We start from the raw sequence: 23,888 nt of genomic DNA, 5'->3' as shown, positions 1-23,888 counted from the left end.
GAGGCTCGACAGCGGCTACATTCTTGTAGCCGCTGACGAGTGAAACGAGGCTGCGTTCGGCTGCGCAGCCGCAAACCCTCGCTGCAAATCCTCAATCAACGCTCCCACGTCCTCAAGCCCAATATGCAACCGCAGGACCGGGTTCAATGCCCGGTCCTGCGCACTCTCGCGGTCCTTGAGGTCGCCCTTGATCACCAGGCTTTCATAACCCCCCCACGACGCACCCAGCCCAAATAACTGCAACGCATCGATAAAACGCTCGACGTAACGCTCATCAACATCACCCAGCTCAAACGAAAGCAGACCGTTGCTCCCGGTGAAATCACGCCGCCACAGTGCATGGCCAGGATGCTCGGGCAACGCCGGATGGAAAACCTGCTTCACCTGCGGTTGCGCCTGTAGCCAGCGGGCGATTTGCAGTGCCTGGCGCTCATGCACCTCCAGCCGCGGCGCCAGGGTACGGGCGCCACGCAGTACCAGATAAGCGTCATCCGGGCTGACGGTGGTGCCGCAGGTGTCACTCATTGACATCAGCGGTCGCCAGGCCGATTGCAGGGTACACACGCTGCCCATCATCACGTCGCTGTGCCCGCACAGGTATTTGGTCAGAGCCATGATCGAAATATCAGCCCCCAACGCCAGCGGCCGATACAAATAACCCGACCCCCAGGTGTTGTCCACGGCCAGCAGGATGCCCCTTGGCTTGCACAGCGCGGCGATGGCTGGCAGGTCGCTGAGTTCGTACAACAACGAACCGGGCACTTCGGTGTAGACCATTCTGGTATTGGCTTGCAGCTTGCCATGCAGGTCGTGACCGTCAGGCGCGAAGTAGCTGACCTCGATACCAAACGGCGCCAACAGCTCCAGCGCCAGATGCCGCACGGGGGCGTATACCGCGTCGGTAATCAGCACATGATCGCCGGGACGCAGGTAGGCCAAAAAGGTCTGCGCGATGGCGGCCAGACCGGTGCCGAACAGCCGGGTGCGATAGCCTCCCTCAAGCTCGGTGACCAGATCTTCCAGGGCGAAGGCCGTGGGGTTGCCCCTGGCGCCGTAGCTCAGGACGCGTTCGCTGTCGCGCCGGTTACGGGCGTCGCGCATCTGCGCCATGCTGTCGAACAGCACCGTGCTCACCCGTGTAACCGGCACATTGACCGCTCGACCGCCCGGGCCTTTTTCGGTACGTGCCGCATGTACCAACCGGGTACGTACACCGCTCTGCTGCGCCGGGAGCAGTTTGAAACCGGCAATCTCGGCGGCACTCATCTGCGCCAGCAAACCGGTTTCCCAGGCCAGATACTGACGCGCGGCGTCCTTGTTGCCCGCATGGCGGTCATGGGTGAAGAACAGAAAGTCGATGCACTGCGCATCAGGCAGTGTGCCGATATCAGCATGCAGACCAAAACCGGCGGCGCGCCAGGCATCGACGCCACCGTCCAGCAGTCGCACCTGCTGACGCTGTGCATCCGGTAACTGCTGAACCGCCAATGCCGCCAGACGCGGATCATCCGCGATCACCACCAACGGACGCGGCTCAGCTACCAGCAGCGGGCGGGTCGACCAGCGCGAACCGGCAATATGCGCTTTGCGCCAGGCCATGCTCGGACGCAGGTCAATCAGCGCTACTGCGTCATTCTTCAAGGCTTGGGCCAAAGCCTGCGGGCAGATCAATGGCAAGGCCTGCACGATGGGCGCATCCAGCACAGGCAGCACCAGGCCGCTGTTCACCCCACCTGTCAGCACATAAGCCTCATGCCCCAACTGCCGCAACCAACTGGCGACGACAGGTGCGCGGATGCCATCGCTATCGACCAGCACCACCCGCGCCTGACGCACGCCGATATACAAATCGGTGGACTGGATCAGCTGCCCGCCCGGTGTGTGTTGCGCACCCTGCAAGCTGCCTGCCGCGAACTCCTCGGCGGTACGCACATCGCACACAAACAGGCTACGCCCGACGTCTGCGACCCACTGTTCAACCTGCGCTGCATTAACGCTGAGCACCCCGGCCCGTTGCGCCAGTTGCTCTGCTGCCAATCGCTGTTCAGGCAAGTGCTGCGCTGATACGGCATCGGTATAACGACGGCTACTGCCGTGCTCAAGTTCAAGGTCTTGCAGAAACCAGCCCTGAGTGCCGTTTTCCAGAGCGTAGATCGGGTTTTTAAGGCCCAGATTGATCAACGTCTGGGCGCCAATGATGCTGCGGGTACGACCGGCGCAATTGACCACGATCGGCGTGCTGTCGTCCGGCACCAGATCATGCACCCGATAGCCCAGCTCACCGTTCGGACAGCAGATCGAACCGGGGATGGTCATTTTGCGGTATTCATCGAACGGGCGACCGTCGAGCACCACCAGCGGCGCACCGCCAGCTTGCCAGCGGGCCAGTTCCTGGGCGCTGATATGCGGCGTATGGCTGGTTTCTTCCACCCGTTCGCCAAAGGCCTTGGACGGCACATGCACCCCGGCGAACAGTTGCAGCCCGGCGGCCTGCCAGCCATCGGCGCCACCGTCGAGAATGTGCACCTGCGCATAACCCAGCGCCAGCAAACGCCCGGCGGCAGCGGCAGCCACGGCGCCGCCGTCCTGATCGTAGATCACCAGCCGTACCTGAAGATTGGGCGCCAGCCGCCGCGCCTCCAGCTCAAGGCGGCTATAGGGCAGATTAACCCCGTAAAACAGATGAGCTTCGCCATACTGGCCGTGTTCGCGCACGTCAAACAGGGCAATTTCATGCCCGTCGAACAACCACTGCTGCAACTGCCCCGGTGTGAGGGTCTGGCTCATAAATGTACCGTCTGAAAAATTGAATTATTGACCGTGGTCGGTGTTCAGTAGGCCTTGATCGACGGGGCCATTTGCGAGGCGTTGTAATTGAGAATCCGCCCTTGGGCATCGACGCCATAACGTCCGTTCAGGGACTCCAGCGGCAGGCCGTAAAGATGGAAATGCAAGGTCGCCTGCTCGCCCTCGACCTTGATCCCGTGCAGGTCTTCACCCAGAAACGAGATCGAAGTGCCGGGCTGCACGATCACTTCACGCTCCAGATGCAGAGAGGTGAAGCCCGCCTCGCGCCCCTCATCGCTGCGCCGGTAGACGTAGTTTATTTCCTGGCCTTCAACCGCACTGATAATGGCCCAGGTTTCATGGTTGTGCGCCAGCGTGCTTTTGCCTGGCAACAGCGAGTTCAGGTACAGCGTCGGGGTGTTGCCATCGTCATTGAGGCGGTAGCGAAACGCGGTGCTGCCCTGCCCCGGCACAGGTGCCGGGAAATGCTCGAAATTGAACAGGTCACGGCGCTCGGCCAGGTCTTCGAGCAAGGTGACGATGTGTTCCAGTGCCTCGCGGTCTACACCGCGCTGGTTGATAAGGCGGATTTTCTGCAGGAAATCCTCGATGACGACAGCACGGTTATCGGTACTCATAAAGTAGCTCCTCGGTGTTACACGGACAGGCTGTAGCGGCTCAGATTTGTCAACAGATACGGGTCGCTGACGATAGGCCCACGCCGCGCCGGTGCACCCAGGGCGTGACGTAGAAACTCCCGGGTGCGCTCGTTGGCAGGGTGTTCAAAAATCTGTTCGGCGCTGCCGTGCTCGACAATCACGCCATTTTCAGTGAAGTACACGACGTCGCTGATTTCCTCGGCAAAGCGCATTTCATGGGTCACCAGCACACAAGTCATGCCCTCCTGCGTCAGTTCGCGAATCACCGTCAGCACTTCGCCTACGGTCTCGGGGTCAAGGGCTGAGGTAACCTCATCGAACAAGATCAGTTGCGGGCGCATCGTTAACGCCCGGGCAATCGCCACCCGTTGCTGCTGGCCGCCGGACAATTGCCCCGGATACGCATCGGCCTTGTGCTCCATGCGCACCTTGGCCAGCAGGGCCCGGGCGTCTTTCTCAGCATCGATACGGTTACGCCCCAGCACCTTACGCGGCGCAATCATCAGGTTTTGCAGCACCGATAAGTGCGGGAACAGGTTGTACTGCTGGAACACAAAGCCCACGCGTTTGCGCAACTCAATACGCTGGGCCTCGCGGGTCAGGGCGTCAACCCGCGTGTCGGCAACCCGGATCTGCCCACGCTGGGGCTGCAACAGGCCGGTGATGCAGCGCAGGATCGTCGACTTGCCCGAGCCCGAAGGACCAATGATCGACACCGCCTGACCTGGATAGACATCAAGATTGATGCCCTTGAGCACCGGGTTACCGGCAAATGCCAGGTGTACATCGCGCAGGCTGACCAGAGGCTCGACGACGGATTCAATAGAAGGCATAACGTCGCTCCAGGCGTTGGGTCAGTCGGGAAATCGGATAGCAATACGCAAAGAACAGCACCAGCAGACTCAGGTAAACCAGTACGGTAAACCCGGTCAGGTTGACGGTATTGCTGGCAATTTGTGCGGTGTCGATCACGTCATGTACGCCCACCAGCGACGCCAGCGCCGTACCCATGGTGACGACCGCGTAGAGGTTCATCCACGGCGCCAGCATGCGTTTCAGGCATTGCGGCATAATGATCGAGACAGCAATCTGCCAGCGACTGAAAGCCAGTGAGCGTGCGGCCTCCCACTGTGTACCGGGGATCGAGGCAACAGCCCCGCGCAGGATCTCAGCCACATTGGCGCTCGCCGGCAATGCCAGGCCGATAGTGACCTTGACCCAGTCCGGGAACGGGATGTAAGCGCTGCCAACATGGATTTCGAACGGAAACACATAGGTCGTGAAGTAAATCAGCACCAGCCAGGGCGCATTGCGAAAAACTTGCACCCAAAGCCGCGCCGGCAAGCTCAGCAGACGCCACGGCGATAACGCCAGCATCCCCACCAGTAAGCCCAGCACTGTCCCCAGGCCGATGGCCAGCAGGCTGATCAGAATATTTTGGCCAAAGCCTGCGATCAGCGCGGGCGACCATTGCAGCAAGGCCATGCACACCGACTCAATGGCCATAACCGGGCATCCTCAGGCGCGCTTCAAGGTAGCGCCCCACGCAGTTGACGATAAAGCTCAGCAACCCATAAAAGCCCAGCAACAGAATCATCAGCTCCAGCACGTTATCGCTCTGGGTCCAGATCATGATCGCCGAATAGGTAATGTCCCCCACCGCAATGGCAGAGGCCACAGCTGTCATCTTCACCAGATCGATCAGGTTGTTGATCAACGACGGCAAGGCAAAGCGCAGGGCCAGTGGCAGTTGCACGCTCCACAGCAATTGGCGGTTGCTGAAGGCCAGCGATCTGGCGGCCTCGAGGGTCACGGCCGGCACCGCCTCGATACCGGCGCGCAAGGCTTCTGCATGGAACGCCCCTTTGTGCAACGAAATCACGATTACCACCCAGGCAAAGGGCGTCAGCGGGTTCGCCGTGCCTACGGCCTGATTGAGCAGCATGTTCAGCACCAGAAAGGCGCAGTACAACTGCACCAGCGTCGGGGTATTGCGCGTGACTTCAATAAACACCCGCGCCGGGACTGCCAGCGCGCGCTTGCCCGAGGTCAACAACGCCGCCAGCCCCAACCCCGTCAGCAAACTGCCGATGATGGTCAGCAGGCACAGCCACAACGTGGTCAGCGCCCCCTGCGCCAGGGTTGAGCGCGGGTAGGCATCCAGCAAAAAACCGTAGTTGAGGCCTAGGCTGGAAGCCCAGTGGACGAAAAATTCTAGCCAGTGATTCACGATTTCAGGCGCCGCTGGCCTGGAACTTCTGTTGCAACTCCACCAGTGCCGGTGATGCAGGGGTGATGTGGTTACGGGTCTGGGCCTCGATCAGCCAGCCGCTGCGATGCAGCCCCTGGACAATGGGGTCGAGCCTGGCCTGGGTGTCGGTTTCTCCACGTCGGGTCCAGATCACTGAAGGCGCCGGGTTCAGCTCGGGGGTCAAGGCACGATAGCCCTGCCATTCGGCAGAGTCGGCAAGCAGCGGATTGATCAGCGTGGCGTCATGCACGGCGGCTACGCAGTTGTTGCCGCGCAGTGCCAACAACGACTCGGATGAGCTTTTGAATGCCTTGATCTGCGCCCCGAATTCGGTCAGCGGCTTGACGTAACTGCTGCCCTGGGAGGTGCACACCGGCTGGTCTTTCAAATCTTCCCAACGGGTGATGGGGCTGTCCTTGAGCACCGCTGCGCTCCCGCCAACTCGGTAAAACGGCGTGGGCACGGAGCCGAGGATCTCACCACGCTCAGGTGTCCACTCCATATTGGCGATCAGCAGGTCGACTTTACCCTGCTGCAAGAACTGCACGCGGTTGGCAGGCAACACAGGCACCAGTTGCACCTGCGCCCCCAGTTGGCGCCCCAACTCTTGCGCAAGATCAACATTCAAACCTCGCGGTTTTTGGGTTGCAGGATCGATCCCGCCAAAGGGGCCACCAGAAAGCAGCACACCGACCACCAGCACATGCCGTTGCTCGATTTTGTCCAGCGTCGCATCGGCGTGGGCCGCCGTGGTTCCCGCAAGGGAGATCAGGGCGCCCAGCATGACAGGCAACAAACGGGTAACGGGTGAGCGCTCAAACATGGATATCCCCTTATGGATGATCGGCGTTCCCCGATCTGATAAGCGAGCATCCTAGGTACAGCGCTGAAGCAACGGAAATGCAAATATCTAATATCGTTATAACTCTACGCACTCCAAGGACAGACTAAAAATGCATATCCCCGTATTTATTGGTCATAACTCCACCCACCCAAAAACACACTCAACAAATACATAAGAATATGTAATCTTTAAGTTCACTCCCTTGATACAAGGCAGCTCAAAAAACGCCATGTCGACCCTTGATCTCGAATTACTACGCACCTTTATAGCCGTGGTCGATCACCACGGCTTTGCCCAGGCCGGCACCCAACTGGCCCGCACCCAATCCTCAGTCACCCAGCAGATGCAGCGCCTGGAGCAGCAGGTCGGGGTCGGCCTGTTCGAGAAACGCGGACGACAAAAAACACTCACCGAAGCGGGCCAACAATTACTGCGCCATGCGCGACAAATGCTAGCCCTCAACGATGATGTTTTGAGCTCCCTGCGCGAAAGCAGTCTCAGTGGCGTGCTGCGCATTGGATCGCCCCACGATATTGCCGACACCATCCTGCCGCCGATCCTCAGCCATATCGCCCGCTCGGCACCTCGCTTGCGCCTGGAGATTGATGTCGGCCGCAGTCCGTTCCTGATGGACGACCTGCACCGGGGCAAGGTCGACATGGTGATTTCCACACGCCAGGGACCGAACCTCGAAGGTTTCCCCCTGCGCACGTCCCCGGTGTGGTGGATCTGCTCAGCGCAATACGCGCACAACCCCGGCGAACCGTTGCCACTGATCCTGGTGGATGAACCGAGCATTTATCGGCGCTATGCTCTGGAGGCCCTGGAGCAGGCTAATATCGCCTGGCGCCAGGCGTACCTGGCATCGAACCTGATAGGTATCAAGGCGGCAATCCGCGCAGGGCTCGGGGTGACCCCAAGAAGCATGGAAATGCTCGGCCCGGACATGCGCGTTCTCGGTGAAAACGATGGCCTGCCCCGCCTGCCGGACGTGACCTACTACCTGTGGATTCGCGCCAATACCGTGAACCCGCTGGTGCGTCGGGCCTATGAGCTGATCAAGAGCAACCGCGGGCTTTAAGCGCAGCTCAAACCCGTGCGGCGGCAGGCTTCAGGCGGAAGGCAACACCAAAACGGTTGTAGGCATTCATCAACCCGATTGCATAGGTCAAATCCGCCAGCTCTTTGTCGTCGAACTCATCTGCAGCGGCCTGGTAATCCGCATCCGGAATCCCGGTTTCAGCAACTCGAGTAACTGTTTCGGCCCAGGCCAGTGCAACCTGCTCACGGGTGGTGAACAGTGCTCCGGCTTCGTGCCATACGGGCACCAGCACCAGCTTTTCGACCGCCAGACCAGCCTTGAGCAAATCCCGCGAATGCAGGTCGATGCAGTACGCGCAGCCATTGATTTGCGAAACCCGCAGGTAAACCAGATCAATCAGCGCCTTGGGAAAACCGCTGTTTTGCAGATATACATGCACACCACCAAACGCTTTGGAGCCCTCGGGTGACGCCTTGGAATAATCGATACGTTGATTCATGACTGGCCCTTGCATTGGCTGTTTAAGTGACGCCATAGTGCGGTTTCTTGGCCCTGTCCAAAAGAGCCATGATCTACCTTTATCTCCAGGCCATGATCACTTCAGCCCCGGGATCAAGAACAAGGCTATCCAATGACAACCCCCGCATCACGCCTCTCACCCCTCGACCCGACCTCCAGCGAGCCCATCTACCGGCAACTCTACTGGCGCTTCCGGGATGCCATCGCCAATGGCTTGCTGGCTCCGGGAGAACGCGTACCTGCCGCCCGAGCGCTGGCCAAGGAGCTAGGGCTGGCCAGAGGCACCATCGACACCGCATATTCACTCCTGACCTCGGAGGGCTACCTGCAAGCTCGCGGCCAGGCCGGGACCATCGTGGCGCCGGACATCACGATCAAACCTGCACAAGACACCCGCAGCCCCCAAGCCAGCCCGGTCACCCGACACCCACCTGCAACCCTGCCCTTTCAAATGGGACTGCCCGCACTGGATGCCTTCCCGAAAAAAATCTGGGCCCAAATTGGCGCACGCTGCGTGCGCAGCACCCGCGCCCAGGACATGGCCAACCCTTCAGGGCCTGGCTTGCAAGCATTGCGCGCAGCCATAGCCAGCTATCTGCAGGTTTCCCGAGGCATTGCCTGCTCGCCTGAACAGGTGTTTATCACCTCGGGCTACCGGGACAGCTTGTCACTTATCACCCACGCGCTACTCAAGCCTGCGGATCGAGTGCTGATTGAAGACCCCGGCTACCCACCTACCCGCCAATTGCTGGAACAACTGCAAATACACACCGTCGCCCTGCCCGTCGACCAGGACGGTATGCGCGGACCATCAGCGGACCTTGTTGCGCAGGCGGCCGTGGTCACCCCCGCTCATCAAAGCCCGCTGTGCGTGTCACTCTCACTGGCGCGCAGGCTGGAACTGCTGGCATGGGCCAATCGGCACAAAGCCTGGATCATCGAAGACGACTACGACGGTGAGTACCGCTATATCAGCCGCCCGCTGCCAGCACTGAAAAGCCTGGACCGCGATGGACGAGTGCTCTACAGCGGCACATTCAGCAAAGTACTGTTTCCGGGATTGCGCCTGGCCTACCTGGTGATCCCGCAGGCTCAGATCGAATGCTTTCAACACGCCAGCCAGACCTTGCGCAGCAGCTGCCCGGAGCTCACCCAGGCCATTGTTGCGACCTTTATGAGCGAAGGCCATTTCGCGCGACATATCCAGCGCATGCGCAAACTCTATAGCGAGCGCAGGGCCTTCACCGTAAACGGCTTACAAAAAGTGCTGGGCAACCATGTACACATCGACAGCAATCCGGGCGGCATGCACTTGATCCTGCGCCTTGATGGGCAACAGTCAGACACACAACTGATTGAACGCATGCAACAAGATGGCCTATCTGCAGAAGCTCTGAGCGAGTGGAGCCAGCTGGGCGAAAAAACGTCGGGACTGCTGCTGGGCTTTGCCAATATTGAGTCACAAGCCAGCGCCGAGGCGCTGGGCAAACGGATTTTGGCGCTGCTGCAGGGATAAACCGTGGGCACAGATATCGCGGCGCCTCTGTGGGAGCGAGCCTGCTCGCGAAGGCCAATAACGATACCGCGTGCTTGCTGGATAATCGCGATGCCCTTGATACCTTCGCGAGCAGGCTCACTCCCACAGCAGGGTGGGCAACCGAATCATCGCCCACACAGGCTCAGATAAAGCTGCGCGGATCCCGCAACAAGGCTTCCAGCTCGCGCGCAGGCAGAGGCCGACAAAACAGATAGCCTTGCACCTGATCACAGCCGTTATCCGCCAGGAATGCCAACTGCTCACGAGTCTCTACGCCCTCCGCGATAACCTGCAAGTTGAGGCTATGAGCCAACTCAATAATCGTGCGGGCAATCGCAGCGTCTTGAGGATTGAAGGTAACCTCACGAATAAACGCGATATCGATTTTCAGTTTATCGATGGGAAAACGACTCAGGTACGCAAGGCTTGAGTACCCCGTACCGAAGTCATCAATGGAAATTTTCACCCCGATATCCCGCAGCGTCAGCAGGCTGGCAATCGTATGCGGGGTATTTTCCATCAGCGAGCCTTCTGTCAACTCAACCTCGAGCCATTGCGGCTCGAGCTGATGGGCTTTGAGCGAGCGCTGTATATCGTCAATCAAGTCGCCTTCGCTGATCTGCAGCGCCGAAACATTGACGGCAACTTCCACCGCCCCCAACCCCGTGCTCTGCCAGTGCGCTATCTGGCTGCACACGCGATCGATCACCCACTGCCCCACGCGAGATATGAGCCCAAGGCTCTCGAGCACAGGCACAAATACCGCCGGGGACACCGCCTCCCCCCCAGGCCGCGGCCAACGCAACAGCGCCTCGACCCCGCAAATACGGCCGTCACTCAGACTGATTTTAGGCTGGTAAAACACCTCGAACGCCTGCTTGCGCACGGCATCACGCAACGCGGTTTCCAGCTCCTGACGCGCCAGAACCTCGACATTCATTTGCGCCGTGTAAAAACGGTAAGTATCCCTACCCGCCTGCTTGGCCAGGCCCATGGCCGTATTCGCATGCTTGACCAGACGATGCGCGTCGGCGCCATCGTCCGGGTACAGCGCAATACCGATATTCGCCGTCATCGGGATGTCATTGCCCTGCAGCTTGAACGGTTCGCGCAACACTTCGCGTATGCGATCCACCATTTGGCGCGGGCCAGCCTGGCCCTTGCGGATCATCAGGATCAATGCCAGTTCGTCACCATCCATCCGACCCAGGGTGTCGCTGACATTCAAGCAGTTGGACAAGCGCTGACTGAACTCACCCAGCACCTGATCCCCCAGCAAATGCCCCCAGGTCAGGTTGATACTCTTGAAATCGTTCAGACCAACCGTGACCACAGCCAATTGCCAACCCCTGAGCGCCGCCTGGGTCAGGCCCATCTGCAACGTGGTGTAAAACAGGTTGCGATTGGGCAACCCGGTCAACGGGTCGTAGTTGGCCATTTTCAGCAAACGCTCATCGGAGCCCATTGCGGAACGGAACCGCTCCAGATCCAGAGTGCGTTTTTGCAGTTGCTGCTCAAGCATCAGGGTATGGACTGCCTGATAGTCACCAAACGCCTTGAGCCGCAACAAGTTGCGCACCCGCAACCATAACTCGTCACTGGCAAACGGCTTGCAGAGGAAATCCTCGGCACCCGCCTCCAACCCCAAAAGTCGGGCACTTTGCTCACCCAGGCCCGAGAGCATGATTATCGGGATATTTGCAGTAGATGCGCTGGCCTTGAGCTGGCGGGCGACTTGATAACCGTTCGTGTCGGGCATCATGGCGTCGAGCAGGATCAAGTCCGGTGGCTGCTGGGCAACCAGGGCCAAGGCCTGCTCACCCGTGCTGGCAGTCAACGTGCGATAGCCCTGCTCTTGCAACAGGATTTCCAGCAGATTACGAACTTCGGCATCGTCGTCAACAATCAAGAGTGTGGCAGAGGTATTGGACATGGATAGCGCTCAAATAAGCGGCTGTGAAGGCGGGTTTATGCCCGATCTGCTGCATCCTTGCTCGGCGTTTTTTGTCCATATTAAGAGTGCAGTAAAGCACTGTTACGACCCCTTCACCACGCCAGACGCAAACACTCCCTCGCTCAAAAACCCCTTACCGCAACACCAGGCGGCCATGGGAGGAGCATCGTCGACACCCGCAATGACCACAACGCCCCTGCAAGTCATGCTTTGGTAACAAAACAGTGGTTCAGTCGTAGATACATGCAATAACTAAACGGTTTGAATAATGAGGCGACGGTTATATATGCCCTTATTGAAAAATAATAATCATGGCCTTACCAATAACGGCCATTTGTCGCGACAGATTTATAGAGTCAACTTATTGGCATATATCATATTGCCACCATTACAAAAGACAGCCGAGCACTGGTCGCAAATCCGCACCAGACAGACCCTGCCGAAAAACCACTTTTGCGCCGACAAGGTTCCGCCTCGCCACCAGGACCCCCATGACAATAGACCTGACAACCCCAGGCGGAACCCCACCCAGCAGCGCGCAAAGCCCGAGATATCGGCCTTTGGCGAGGGTTATTTTTGGTCAGGAAGGGCAAAATGTTATTTATTGTCGGGCAATATTTATTGAAAAGCATCTATATAGCTCGAATAAAATCATCTGCTGATTTAAAGGTTGATATTGCATTCGCTTCACAGTTAATATTTTAAGTGTTCAACTTCGTACCGACCCTTTATCCGTAATAAAGCGGGAGCACCTGTGCTCCAGCCCAGGCCATAGCCACTCAAACTGATGAGGGCAGCCTTTATTGATAGGCACCGCCATTCCCTGGATAGGGGATATTGGTCGTGACGATTCGTTAAGTGCTCTCGCAGGCTGAGCATGTTTGGCACAAAGGAAGCTGCCTTGTTTAAACGAATCATGATTGTCTGCATTGGCAATATTTGCCGCAGCCCTACCGCCGAACACCTCTTGCGGGTCGCACTTGCGCCCTCCGACATCGTCGTGAGCTCCGCAGGCCTCAGTGCACTCAAAAACAAGCCCATCGAAGCCACCGCCCGTGCTGTCCTCGAAGAACACGGCAACGTGCTGACCGAGCACAGCGGCAGCCAACTGACGGCTGCATCCATCAATGAGGCCGATCTTATATTGGTCATGGAACAACAGCACATTGGTGGTGTCCTAAGCCTCGCTCCAGAGGCAAGGGGCAAAGTTTTTTTGCTGGGCAAATGGCAAGACAACCGCGAAATCAAAGACCCGTACCGTCAAGGCAAGCCAGCCTTTGAACATGCGTACGCGTTGATTGACGTCGCTGTAAATGCATGGGCCCAGCGCATTAAGCGTTGAGTCACTCCACGAATTATATTTGAAGAAAAAGAACCGACCTATGCAGCAAGCACCCGTGACAAAGCCCCATGAGCATGATGACGATAACGACAATATTGACTTGATGGGGTTGTTGGGCACATTGCTCGACCACAAATGGTTGATTGCTGGCGTGACTGGCGTCTTTATGGCTGCAGGCGTGGCTTATGCCCTGCTGGCGACACCGGTGTATCAGGCGAATGCGCTGATTCAGGTTGAAGCCAAGAAAAACGACATGCTGGGTTTCTCTGATGTCAGCAGCATGCTTGGCAAGGAATCACCGTCTGCCACAGAAATCGAATTGATCAAATCACGCAAAAATATCGGTGCCGCGGTCGACAACCTTGATTTGGACATTGAAGCTCAGCCCAATTTTTTTCCGCTTATAGGTCAGTTTATATCCCGTCGCTTTAAGCCTGATGCCGAACAACCTGTGGCCAGCCCATTACTCGGAATGAATAGCTTTGCCTGGGGCGGAGAGCATCTGAAGCTTGCTGAATTAGAGTTACCACAAGAACTGCTTGGCAAGAAACTGACCCTAATCAGCGGTGAGGCAGGCAACTTTACCCTGCTGGATGACGACAGCAACCTGCTAGTCCAGGGTCAGGTCGGCAAGACAGTAAATGATAATGGGGTTACTTTAGAAGTCGAAGCGCTGCAAGCTAACCCCGGCACTACATTTAGCGTGGTTCGATCCCCACGCCTAACCACGATATTGAATTATCAGCAAGTACTGGATGTGACCGAACGCGGCAAAGAGTCCGGCATGGTAGGGCTCGCACTTGAAAGTACAGATCCGGCAAAGTCCATACAAATCTTGAATGAAATTGCACGCCTGTATGTGCAGCAAAATATTGAGCGTACCTCAGCAGAAGCAGCGCAAAGCTTAAGCTTTCTCAAGGATCAGCTACCACAGGTGCGTAAAGACTTGGAGAAAGCCGAAACTGCGCTAAACCAATTCCAGATTCGCAGTAAATCGATTGATATCAGTCTTGAAGCCAAAGCGATTCTCGACCAGATCGTGTCACTGGACACCAATATCTCGACCCTGAAATTACAACAAGCCGAGATGGACCGAAAATTTACCCCGCAGCACCCAGCTTATCGTGCGTTGATGGGACAACTTGCCGAACTGACTAGCAAGCAGCACCGGCTAGCCAAGCAAGTTGAAGGGCTGCCTACTACCCAACAAGAATTGCTGAGCCTGACCCGCGACTTGAAAGTCAGCACCGAGATTTATACCCAGTTGCTGAATAAATCTCAGGAACTTGACGTTATGCGGGCAGGTACCGTGGGCAACGTGCGCCTGATCGACACCGCCGATGTAGACCTGCGAAACCCTGTCAAACCCAAGAAAGCCCTGATCGTACTGATTGCCACTCTACTCGGCGCCTTCTTGGCCATTTGTTATGTACTGTTTCGCAAGGCGCTTAACCGCGGCGTGGAAAACCCGGATGACATCGAGAAGCTTGGCTTGCCGGTGTACGCCTCAATTCCGTTTAGCTCACTGCAAAAAGTTGAAGACGAAAAAAGCCCTAACGGTCGTGGCAGTCGCACTACTCCGTTACTGGCAAGTAGCCATCCAACGGACCTGGCGATTGAAGGGCTGCGCAGCCTGCGCACCAGCCTGCACTTCGCCATGCTGGAAGCCAATAACAACCGCCTGATGATTTCTGGCCCAAGCCCCAAGGTCGGCAAGTCTTTCGTCTCCGCTAACTTGGCCGCCGTAATTGCACAATCTGGCCAACGAGTACTTCTAGTCGACGTGGATATGCGTAAAGGCTATATCCATAAGATGTTCGGTATTCCCGTAGAGAACGGGCTGTCCGACTACCTGGCAAAACGCTGCGACCTTGACACCGCGATTCATAAAACTGAAATAGAAAACCTCGATGTTATAGGTCGTGGACAGATTCCGCCTAATCCGTCCGAATTGTTGATGCACAAGAACTTTACCGAGTTCCTAGACTTGATCAGCTCCAAGTACGACCAGGTAATTCTCGATACACCACCATTCTTGGCCGTTACCGATGCTGCGATTGTCGGTCGCCAATCAGGCACCAACTTGATTGTTACTCGCTTTGAGCTGAACCCGGCACGCGAGATTGAATTGACCATACGGCGCTTTGCCCAAAGTGGCATTGAACTTAAAGGTGCGATTTTTAATGGTGTTGAGAAGCGCGCATCAGCCAAATATGGCTATGGCGCATATGGTTATTACAATTACGAATACAAATCTGACAGCGTTTAATAAGCCGTACTGCAAGATGAATTCCGGGCGCCCTTAAATGGTTAGGGGCGCTCTTTTACTGTCCAAGCAAACCAAGTCATGACATCGCAACTGATTAAGCCGCTTTCAGGGACTAGCATATAATCCTGGGGCGGTAGCGTGTCTGAAGCAGACCGAGCATTCAAAAACCGATACTAATCCGCATCACCTGCGGCATTACGTAGTTATACTTACTACTTTCTGGCGCCCCGCTCGCCTTTTAAAAAGACACAATGAATCATGCCGAAGCAAAGCCTCACACGCTTTACAAATATCGCTCTGCGCGGCATAACTCTCGCAAGCAAATTTCTGTTGATCTTTTTCCTGGCTAAATTTCTCGAGCCAAAGGAACTTGGTCTATACGGTTTGCTGACGGTGACTATTAGTTATGCCCTTTACCTACTGGGATTTGATTTCTACGCTTTCACAACTCGAGAAATTTTGAAACGAGAGCGTCATGAGTGGGGCGGACTACTAAAAGACCAAGGTGCATTATCCTTGGTGCTATATATGATTTTCCTGCCGCTTTTGAGTTTGATTTTTATAAAAGGGCTCCTACCATGGAGTGTTGCAGGCTGGTTTTTCATACTGCTAATTCTTGAGCACCTGACCCAGGAGTTGAGTCGACTCCTAATCACTATCTCAGAACAATTGCTTGCCAGCGTAATGCTATTTCTGCGCTCTGGCATCTGGGCCGTTATGGTGACAGGACTAATGTTTTTTCGCGCCGACACTCGCGAACTTAACGTGGTACTAGGCGGCTGGGCACTGGGAAGCTTTGCGGCACTCGTGCTGGGTTCTTATAGACTAAAACAACTAAAAGTCTCAGGGTGGCATAAGAAAATTGACTGGCAATGGATTAGCAAAGGTCTAAAAACAGCCATCCCCTTACTTGTAGCCACCTTAGCACTTCGCGGCTTATTTACAGTAGATCGTTATTGGTTTGCAGATTTGGCCAACTTGGACACCCTCGGTGCTTATGTCTTGTTTATGGGCATCAGCAGTGCTCTGCTATCATTTCTTGACGCTGGTGTTTTTGCTTTTATCTACCCTGGACTGATCAGTGCTCACCATGACAAAGATGCTGCTGCGTTTCGACTTAAACTGAAAGCATTGTTGTGGCAGACACTGATATTTTCTGCTGCATTCTCGATAGTTGCACTCTTAATTATTAATCCCCTGCTGGGATGGCTTAACAAGCCCCTGTACCTTGAACACGAGAACCTATTCCCCTGGACGTTGTTAATTACCCTTCTCTATTCGCTGGGTATGATCCCGCACTATGCACTGTATGCCCAGGGACTGGATCGACCGATTATTCATAGCCATATCGCCAGCCTGCTGATCTTTATTCCCGTTACATGGCTGCTGTCCCACTATTGGCCCGTACAAGCAGTGCCTGCGGGGCTGTGCGTAGCTTTTCTGTTTATCTTGCTGTGGAAATGCCTGGCTTTTATCCGTTTGACTCCGGCGCAGTACCGATAACGTATCACCCAACTGTTTAAGAATTTCACAAAGGAACCTGTTGAATGCTTACTAACAAAACGATTCTTGTCACTGGCGGCACCGGCTCTTTCGGTAATACTTTCGTACCGATGACCCTGGCCAAGTACAACCCGAAAAAAATCATCATCTTCTCCCGTGACGAGATGAAACAATGGGACATGGCCAAGAAGTTCGAGGGCGACTCGCGAGTACGCTTCTTCATCGGCGACGTACGCGATAAAGAGCGTCTGTACCGCGCCCTGGACGGTGTTGACTATGTAGTGCATGCCGCTGCGACCAAAATCGTGCCGACTGCCGAGTACAACCCGTTTGAATGCGTAAAAACCAATATCAATGGCGCCATGAACCTGATCGACGCCTGTATTGACAAGCGCGTACATCGTACCGTTGCCCTGTCTACCGATAAGGCGAGCAGCCCGATCAACTTGTACGGTGCTACTAAACTGGCTTCCGACAAAATGTTCGTCGCCGGCAACTCCTATTCCGGCAGCCATGACTCAACCTTCTCTGTAGTTCGTTACGGCAACGTAATGGGTTCGCGTGGTTCGGTGATCCCGTTCTTCATGTCGATCAAGGACAAGGGCGTACTGCCAATTACCGATGAGCGCATGACCCGTTTCATGATCTCGCTGGAAGATGCAGTAAAACTGGTTTGGCACGCATTCGAAGATATGGAAGGCGGCGAGATCTACGTTAAAAAGATCCCGTCGATGAAAGTAACTGATCTGGCCCGCGTAGTTGCCCCGGAAGCCGAGCAGAAAGTTATCGGTATCCGCCCAGGCGAAAAGCTGCATGAGCAGATGATCAGCGCTGAAGACGCCTACTACACCTACGAATACCCGGAACACTTCAAGATTCTGCCTACCATCAATGGTTGGGCCGACTGCCCTAAACGCATCAAAGATGGTGTGCGCGTGCCTGAAGGTTTTGTTTACGCCAGCGACAACAACACCGAATGGATGAGCGATGCCGATCTGGAAAACTGGATCGAAATCAACCGCGCCAAGATCGGGAGCATCTAAAGCATGATTCCCTACGGCCGCCAAGACATCACCCAGACCGATATCGATGCGGTCGTGGGGGTGCTGCAATCTGATTTCCTGACCCAAGGCCCCATGGTGCCGCGTTTTGAGCGAAGTGTTGCTCAGCACGTCGGAGCCCGCCATGCCCTGGCCGTGAACAGTGCCACCTCGGCATTGCACATTGCCTGCCTGGCCCTTGGGCTTGGCCCGGGCGATCGGTTGTGGACTACACCGATCACTTTTGTCGCCTCGGCCAACTGTGCGCTGTACTGCGGTGCCGAAATTGATTTTGTCGATATCGACCCGCGCACGTACAACCTTTGCCCGCAAGCGCTTGCTCTAAAACTGGAACAGGCCGAACGCGAGGGCACGCTACCCAAGGTAGTAGTTCCCGTGCATTTGTGTGGCCAGCCCTGCGATATGCAAGCCATTCATGCATTATCCCAGCGCTATGGCTTCAAGATTATTGAAGATGCTTCTCACGCCATTGGTGGTAAATACCAGGGCGAGTTCATCGGCAACTCCCGCTACAGCGATATCACTGTTTTCAGTTTCCATCCGGTCAAGATCATTACCACCGCAGAAGGCGGCATGGCACTGACCAACGATGACGAACTGGCAACCAAAATGGGCCTGCTGCGCAGCCACGGGATCACCCGTGACCCGGCGCAGATGACTCATGAAGCCGACGGTCCGTGGTACTACCAGCAGATCGATCTGGGCTTCAACTACCGCATGACCGAACTGCAGGCCGCATTGGGTGTTACCCAGATGGAGCGTCTGGATCAGTACGTAGCCCGCCGCCATCAACTGGCCCGTCGCTATGACGATCTGCTGGCTGGCCTGCCGGTTACCGCGCCTTGGCAGCACGCAGACAGCTACTCCGGTCTGCACCTGTACGTGATTCGCCTGCACCTGGATCAAATCCAGAAAACTCACCGCCAGGTCTTTGAAGCACTGCGCGAACTGGGAATCGGCGTCAACCTGCACTACATCCCGGTGCACACCCAGCCTTACTACGAGCGCATGGGCTTCAAACCGGACGACTTCCCACAGTCGCAAACCTACTATCAGGAAGCTATCAGCATCCCGATGTTCCAGACCATGACCGATGAGCAGCAAGACGAAGTCATTGCTGCCCTGCGCCAGGCGGTGCAGGCATGAAGCTGGCGATCATCCCTGCCCGCGGAGGCAGCAAGCGTATCCCACGCAAAAACATCAAGCTGTTCTGCGAAAAGCCGATGATCGCCTGGTCCATTGAAGCAGCCCTGCAAAGCGGCTGCTTTGATCAGGTCATTGTATCTACCGATGACGAAGAGATCGCCGATGTGGCGCGCCGCTACGGTGCCACGGTGCCATTTGTGCGCCCGGCCGAACTGTCTGACGACCATACCGGGACCATTCCGGTTATTCGCCACGCCATTGAGTGGGTCAATGCACAAGGGCAATCCGTGGAACAGGCTTGCTGCCTGTATGCCACGGCCCCATTTGTGAGCCCCGAAGATATTCGTCGTGGTTTTGACACCCTGCTCGAGACTGGCAGCGATTACGCCTTCTCGGTCACCAGCTACGCCTTCCCGATTCAGCGGGCGATCCGCCTCAATGCTGAAGGGCAGGTTGAAATGTTCAACCCTGAGCACTTCAACACCCGCTCGCAAGACCTTGAAGAGGCCTTTCATGACGCAGGCCAGTTTTATTGGGGCAAGGCCGATGCCTGGCTGCAAGGTCGGATGATCTTCAGCCCTGCCTCGGTCCCGGTGGCTCTGCCGCGACATCGCGTACAAGACATCGACACCCCGGAAGACTGGGTCCGTGCCGAATGGTTGTTCAAGGCCATGCAGGCTGAAGCACAGTGAGCAAGCAAGCCATCAGGGTTGCCTTGCGCGTTGATGCCTCACTGCAAATGGGTACAGGGCATGTGATGCGTTGCCTGACCCTGGCCGACTCGCTCAAGCAGCAAGGCGGCGAATGCCAGTTTATTTGCCGGGAACATCCCGGCAACCTGGTTGAGCACATCCGCAATAAAGGCTTTCAAGTTCATGTTTTACCGCTTCTGGCTCATGCAGTTGAACAGACGACGATCAACCCGTCACAACTGGCTCATGCTGCTTGGTTAGGAGCAACACAGGAACAGGACGCAGCTGAATGCGCTGCCATTCTTGAGCAACTGACACCTGACTGGCTGATCGTTGATCACTATGCCCTCGATGCACGCTGGGAAACGGCGTTAATGCCGCGCTACCGCAAGCTGATGGTGATCGACGATCTGGCAGACCGGCCTCACCGGTGTGACCTGCTGCTGGATCAGACCTTTGGCCGTGATGCCAAGGACTATGCTCCCTGGACCCCAGAGACCTGCACCCTACTCTGTGGTTCGCAATATTCCCTGCTGCGTCCGGAGTTCGCGAACTTGCGTGACTTCAGCCTGAAACGCAGGGAAACACCGCAACTCGAACACCTGCTGATCACCATGGGTGGCGTCGATAAAGACAATGCCACCGGGCAGATTCTGAAGGCATTGAGAAGCGCAGAGTTGCCAGCCAACTGCAATATCAGCGTGGTGATGGGCAGCACCGCGCCCTGGCTTGACGACGTTCGCCAACAGGCCAGTCAAATGCCCTGGCCCACAACGGTCAAAGTCGGTATCAGTGATATGGCCCAATTGATGGCCGAAAGTGACTTGGCCATCGGCGCCGCGGGTGCAACATCCTGGGAGCGCTGCTGTTTGGGTTTGCCAACCATAATGCTCGTACTGGCCGATAACCAACGGAAAATCGCCCAGAGTCTTGAGCATGCCAATGCGGTGTACGTGTTGCATGAACCGCAGGAAATACCCGATCGCCTGCCTGATTTATTAAACAGACTTGCTGCATCAGCGTCTAAACGAACAAGCATGAGCCAAGCTGCCTCGCAGATAGCAGATGGCATGGGAGTAGCAAGGGTCATCCAATATTTGGAGTTTTAAATTGACTGCAAGCGCACCAACGGATTCACGTGTACGGCCGATGACCCACGAAGATCTCGAGCAAGTACTCAGCTGGCGCAATGATGCAGATGTACGCCGTTATATGTACACGCAGCATGAAATCAGTCTTGAGGAGCACACTCGCTGGTTCGAGCGGGCCACGTTGGACAGCAGCCGCCATTTACTGGTTTTCGAAATCGATTCTGTGCCAGTCGGTTTTATCAACATCCATGAAATTGCGCCTGGCGGCATAGCCGACTGGGGTTTTTACGCCGCCCCCGATGCGCCACAGGGTACAGGCCGTAGATTAGGTGAAGCTGCACTGAAATATGCATTCAGCCATGCAGGACTGCACAAAATTTGTGGTCAAGCAATTGCGTATAACGAACGTTCAATCAAGTTCCATCTGAATCAGGGTTTCCAACAGGAGGGCATCCTGCGCCACCAGCACTTCGATGGTGAGCAATACCACGACGTTGTATGTTTCGGCCTTCTTGCCTCCGATAGACCCGCGAATACTTAAGAGATCAAATCATGTCAAATATTCCAAGCATTAACATTGCAGGTCGCCGCATTGCTGCAGATGCACCGCCATACATCATCGCCGAACTTTCCGCCAACCATAACGGCAAGCTTGAAACGGCACTAAAGATCATCGAGGAAGCAAAGAAAGCCGGCGCTGATGCGGTCAAACTGCAGACCTATACCGCCGATACAATCACCCTCGATTGTGACTCTGAAGACTTCCAGATTCACGGTGGTCTATGGGATGGCAAGAACCTCTATCAGCTGTACAAAGAAGCCCAAATGCCGTGGGAATGGCACGCAACGCTGTTCGAGTACGCGCGTAAGCTGGGAATCACCATTTTCAGCTCCCCGTTCGACAACACCGCTGTTGATCTGCTGGAAAGCCTCAACACTCCAGCCTACAAAATTGCTTCCTTTGAAGCCATTGACCTGCCGTTGATCAAGTACGTTGCCAGCACAGGCAAACCGATGATCATCTCAACCGGGATGGCCGATGCTGATGAAATCCAGGAAGCCATTGACGCCGCTCGCGAAGGTGGTTGCAAGGAACTGGCTATTCTTCACTGCGTAAGTGGCTACCCGGCTCCAGCAGCGGACTACAATCTGCGCACGATCCCAGACATGATGCAGCGCTTTGGCCTGGTTACTGGCCTGTCGGACCATACACTGGACAATACAACTGCTATTGCCAGCGTCGTGATGGGTGCATCGATTATTGAAAAACACTTCACCCTTGATCGCAGTGGCGGCGGTCCTGATGACAGTTTCTCGTTGGAACCAGCAGAGTTGGTAGCTCTGTGTCGCGATAGCAAAACTGCATGGGCGGCGCTAGGCCAGGTTGATTACGGGCGCAAGTCTAGTGAGCAAGGAAATGCCAAATTTAGACGATCACTTTATTTCGTAAAAGATCTCAAGGCCGGAGATGTAATCACAGAAGAGTCAATACGCAGCGTGCGACCTGGATATGGCTTGCCTCCAAAATTCCTTACAAAAGTAATAGGGGCGCGTTTAACGGCTCCTGCAACTGCAAATAGCGCAGTTACGCTAGCACACTTCACGCCTGGCTTTAGCCTCTAAGGTATCTATGAATATTTTAATACTATCCAATGGCGCGCCGGGTTATCACAATTTTTTTAACAGCCTTGCAAACAAATTCAGCTCCGATGAAGCTAACGTTTTCTTTGCCGTTGACTGCAAAACATCGGAAGATGAGAACGAACTCCACCAGTTTGGGAATAAAGTGTATGAGTTCTCATCTTTTTTCGCAGACCACGCTACAGACTTCGCCCTATTAGAGCGCTATGCAGCATACAACATGAACTCAGCACTATTATCAGACTTCGAACGTGCTGAAGTGTACAGTTTATGGGGCCCAAAGAAGCCTGACTTTTATGAAAACCTGAAAAGCGCACTGCTTTCGTTCTTTGAAAAAATAATCAAAGAACGAAATATCGATGTTGTCATATACGAAAACGTTTCAAATGCATTCGCCCATTTCGCATGGTTTGCCTGCCAAGAAAACAATATCATTTACCGCGGAGTAACTAGCAGCCGACTTCCGGGGCGATTCGCCATATCTGACAACCCTCTGAGCGAAGATATAAAGATCCAAGACACCTTTGAAAAAATAAATAACGGCGAAATTATAGTACCTCAAGAAATAAGAAACTGGTGTTCAGAATACATTGAAAATATCGAGAACATTGTTCCCGACTACATGAAATTCAACAATCTTGAAAATACAAACCTAATAAACAAATACTACAACAAAGGGAAAATAAAAAAACTGCTCATTTATAAAAGACACTTGAACGATGACCACTATCATAGTTTTCAGAGAGGCAACCCTCTGAATCGAACCTGGCAAATGTTTAAAAGAAGTTTATTACGAAAACTTCGATCCTCGTCGGTCATGCAATACTATTCGCTACCAAACACAGACGACGCCTTCTTACTTTACCCACTTCACTATCACCCCGAGTCATCAACCTCTATACTTGCCGGCACCTATTTAAATGAACTCGAGGTAATCCGCAACATTGCTTTCAACCTACCCCAAGGCCTTACACTATATGTGAAAGACCACATGAGTGCCTTTGCCTACCCTGAGATTAAATTTTACAAAACAATTGCTTCGCTGCCAAACGTAAAAATCTTGCACCCGAACTCTCCGACAAAAGAGTTAATCAAAGCTTCCAAAGCTGTTATAACCTTAACTAGCACGGTAGGTTATGAAGCCCTTTTACTGGGGAAAAAAGTGTTTTTATTTGGAAGTGTTTTTTACCAGCAACATGCGAATGTCACTTCAATAAAAAACCCGTCAAAACTATTCGAAACATTGAAAAACGAATTAGCCAAACCAAACACCATAACTGAGACATATAACAAAAATTTCGTTGCCGCCTATTATATGAACACAATAAAAGGTGGACTCAACATAATGCTAGACAAGGACAAAGCACAGAGCTTAGTTGAACAACTGTACCCAGACATCAAAAACGAATTGACGTCAAGCCTCGAAAAAAACAGTCAAATCAAGATCACAGCAATGAAGACATACTAAATGCTATACAGGACGAACACTCGAACCGCCAACCTCTTAGCAATATCTAAAACAAAACTGCTCAGCCGAATAGCGATAGCTA

Annotated in this window: 20 protein-coding genes; 12 read left to right on the top strand and 8 right to left on the bottom strand. The window is 54.8% G+C overall.

All coding sequences use genetic code 11. From position 1 onward, the window contains the following. Positions 1–15 precede the first annotated feature (15 nt). Genes metC through U5A05_RS10580 form a run of 6 tightly spaced genes read right to left on the bottom strand, consistent with a single transcriptional unit; the run spans position 16 to position 6,520 of the window. Positions 16–2,787 (bottom strand): cystathionine beta-lyase, encoded by a 2,772-nt coding sequence (gene metC, locus U5A05_RS10605; RefSeq protein ID WP_321836315.1) that lies wholly within the window; start codon positions 2,785–2,787, stop codon positions 16–18. Positions 2,788–2,831: 44 nt separating this feature from the next. Next, positions 2,832–3,425, bottom strand: coding sequence for a cysteine dioxygenase family protein (locus U5A05_RS10600; protein WP_321836314.1), 594 nt, complete (start codon positions 3,423–3,425; stop codon positions 2,832–2,834). A gap of 17 nt (positions 3,426–3,442) precedes the next feature. Beyond that, positions 3,443–4,279, bottom strand: a complete 837-nt coding sequence (locus U5A05_RS10595; protein ID WP_261742035.1) for an amino acid ABC transporter ATP-binding protein — start codon at positions 4,277–4,279, stop codon at positions 3,443–3,445. Next, entirely contained in the window at positions 4,266–4,952 is a 687-nt protein-coding gene (locus tag U5A05_RS10590) for an amino acid ABC transporter permease (RefSeq protein ID WP_321836313.1), read from the bottom strand. The genes U5A05_RS10595 and U5A05_RS10590 overlap by 14 nt, the downstream gene beginning before the upstream one ends. Continuing rightward, positions 4,942–5,676, bottom strand: coding sequence for an amino acid ABC transporter permease (locus U5A05_RS10585; RefSeq protein ID WP_321836312.1), 735 nt, complete (start codon positions 5,674–5,676; stop codon positions 4,942–4,944). The genes U5A05_RS10590 and U5A05_RS10585 overlap by 11 nt, the downstream gene beginning before the upstream one ends. A 4-nt stretch (positions 5,677–5,680) precedes the next feature. Continuing rightward, complete coding sequence (locus tag U5A05_RS10580; protein ID WP_321836311.1) at positions 5,681–6,520, bottom strand: transporter substrate-binding domain-containing protein; 840 nt, start codon at positions 6,518–6,520, stop codon at positions 5,681–5,683. Positions 6,521–6,770: 250 nt separating this feature from the next. Here U5A05_RS10580 and U5A05_RS10575 point away from each other — a divergent pair, with 250 nt between their 5' ends. Next, on the top strand, positions 6,771–7,622 hold the full coding sequence (locus U5A05_RS10575; RefSeq protein ID WP_261742031.1) for a LysR substrate-binding domain-containing protein: 852 nt from the start codon (positions 6,771–6,773) through the stop codon (positions 7,620–7,622). 7 nt (positions 7,623–7,629) lie between these two features. On the opposite strand, the gene U5A05_RS10570 is transcribed toward U5A05_RS10575, so the two are convergent. Beyond that, positions 7,630–8,082, bottom strand: coding sequence for a carboxymuconolactone decarboxylase family protein (locus U5A05_RS10570; RefSeq protein ID WP_261742030.1), 453 nt, complete (start codon positions 8,080–8,082; stop codon positions 7,630–7,632). Positions 8,083–8,214: 132 nt separating this feature from the next. Between U5A05_RS10570 and pdxR the strand changes: the two genes are divergently transcribed. Beyond that, the gene (gene pdxR / locus U5A05_RS10565) at positions 8,215–9,618 is read left to right on the top strand and encodes a MocR-like pyridoxine biosynthesis transcription factor PdxR (protein WP_321836310.1); all 1,404 of its coding nucleotides are present in this window, start codon (positions 8,215–8,217) and stop codon (positions 9,616–9,618) included. A 163-nt stretch (positions 9,619–9,781) separates the two neighbouring features. Here pdxR and U5A05_RS10560 read toward each other — a convergent pair whose 3' ends face one another. Beyond that, positions 9,782–11,572: a putative bifunctional diguanylate cyclase/phosphodiesterase gene (locus U5A05_RS10560; protein WP_321836309.1), complete on the bottom strand. Its 1,791-nt coding sequence runs from the start codon at positions 11,570–11,572 to the stop codon at positions 9,782–9,784. Between the two features lie 922 nt (positions 11,573–12,494). Between U5A05_RS10560 and U5A05_RS10555 the strand changes: the two genes are divergently transcribed. The 10 genes from U5A05_RS10555 to U5A05_RS10510 all read left to right on the top strand — a co-directional run bounded on the left by U5A05_RS10555 (position 12,495) and on the right by U5A05_RS10510 (position 23,806). Next, positions 12,495–12,935, top strand: coding sequence for a low molecular weight protein-tyrosine-phosphatase (locus U5A05_RS10555; RefSeq protein ID WP_261742027.1), 441 nt, complete (start codon positions 12,495–12,497; stop codon positions 12,933–12,935). A gap of 40 nt (positions 12,936–12,975) precedes the next feature. Further along, on the top strand, positions 12,976–15,204 hold the full coding sequence (locus U5A05_RS10550) for a polysaccharide biosynthesis tyrosine autokinase (RefSeq protein WP_321836308.1): 2,229 nt from the start codon (positions 12,976–12,978) through the stop codon (positions 15,202–15,204). 258 nt (positions 15,205–15,462) lie between these two features. Then, entirely contained in the window at positions 15,463–16,707 is a 1,245-nt protein-coding gene (locus U5A05_RS10545; RefSeq protein WP_321836307.1) for a lipopolysaccharide biosynthesis protein, read from the top strand. 44 nt (positions 16,708–16,751) lie between these two features. After that, positions 16,752–17,750, top strand: a complete 999-nt coding sequence (gene pseB, locus U5A05_RS10540) for a UDP-N-acetylglucosamine 4,6-dehydratase (inverting) (RefSeq protein ID WP_235574709.1) — start codon at positions 16,752–16,754, stop codon at positions 17,748–17,750. Positions 17,751–17,753: 3 nt separating this feature from the next. Beyond that, on the top strand, positions 17,754–18,914 hold the full coding sequence (gene pseC, locus U5A05_RS10535) for a UDP-4-amino-4,6-dideoxy-N-acetyl-beta-L-altrosamine transaminase (RefSeq protein ID WP_321836306.1): 1,161 nt from the start codon (positions 17,754–17,756) through the stop codon (positions 18,912–18,914). Next, positions 18,911–19,606: a pseudaminic acid cytidylyltransferase gene (gene pseF / locus U5A05_RS10530; protein WP_321836305.1), complete on the top strand. Its 696-nt coding sequence runs from the start codon at positions 18,911–18,913 to the stop codon at positions 19,604–19,606. Before pseC ends, pseF begins: the two co-directional genes overlap by 4 nt. Positions 19,607–19,653: 47 nt before the next feature. Beyond that, on the top strand, positions 19,654–20,715 hold the full coding sequence (gene pseG / locus U5A05_RS10525) for a UDP-2,4-diacetamido-2,4,6-trideoxy-beta-L-altropyranose hydrolase (protein WP_425262906.1): 1,062 nt from the start codon (positions 19,654–19,656) through the stop codon (positions 20,713–20,715). Between the two features lie 40 nt (positions 20,716–20,755). Beyond that, positions 20,756–21,238, top strand: a complete 483-nt coding sequence (gene pseH, locus U5A05_RS10520) for a UDP-4-amino-4,6-dideoxy-N-acetyl-beta-L-altrosamine N-acetyltransferase (RefSeq protein WP_261742021.1) — start codon at positions 20,756–20,758, stop codon at positions 21,236–21,238. An 11-nt stretch (positions 21,239–21,249) separates the two neighbouring features. Further along, positions 21,250–22,320 carry a pseudaminic acid synthase gene (pseI, locus tag U5A05_RS10515; RefSeq protein WP_321836303.1) on the top strand — a complete coding sequence of 357 codons (1,071 nt, stop codon included), beginning with the start codon at positions 21,250–21,252 and terminating at the stop codon, positions 22,318–22,320. 7 nt (positions 22,321–22,327) lie between these two features. Beyond that, entirely contained in the window at positions 22,328–23,806 is a 1,479-nt protein-coding gene (locus U5A05_RS10510; RefSeq protein WP_321836302.1) for a capsular polysaccharide export protein, LipB/KpsS family, read from the top strand. Positions 23,807–23,888 lie beyond the last annotated feature (82 nt).

This window comes from Pseudomonas kulmbachensis (genome assembly GCF_963681935.1).
Taxonomy (GTDB): domain Bacteria; phylum Pseudomonadota; class Gammaproteobacteria; order Pseudomonadales; family Pseudomonadaceae; genus Aquipseudomonas; species Aquipseudomonas kulmbachensis.
Note: the sequence above shows the minus strand (reverse complement) of the source record. Positions and strands in the feature narration are given on the sequence as shown.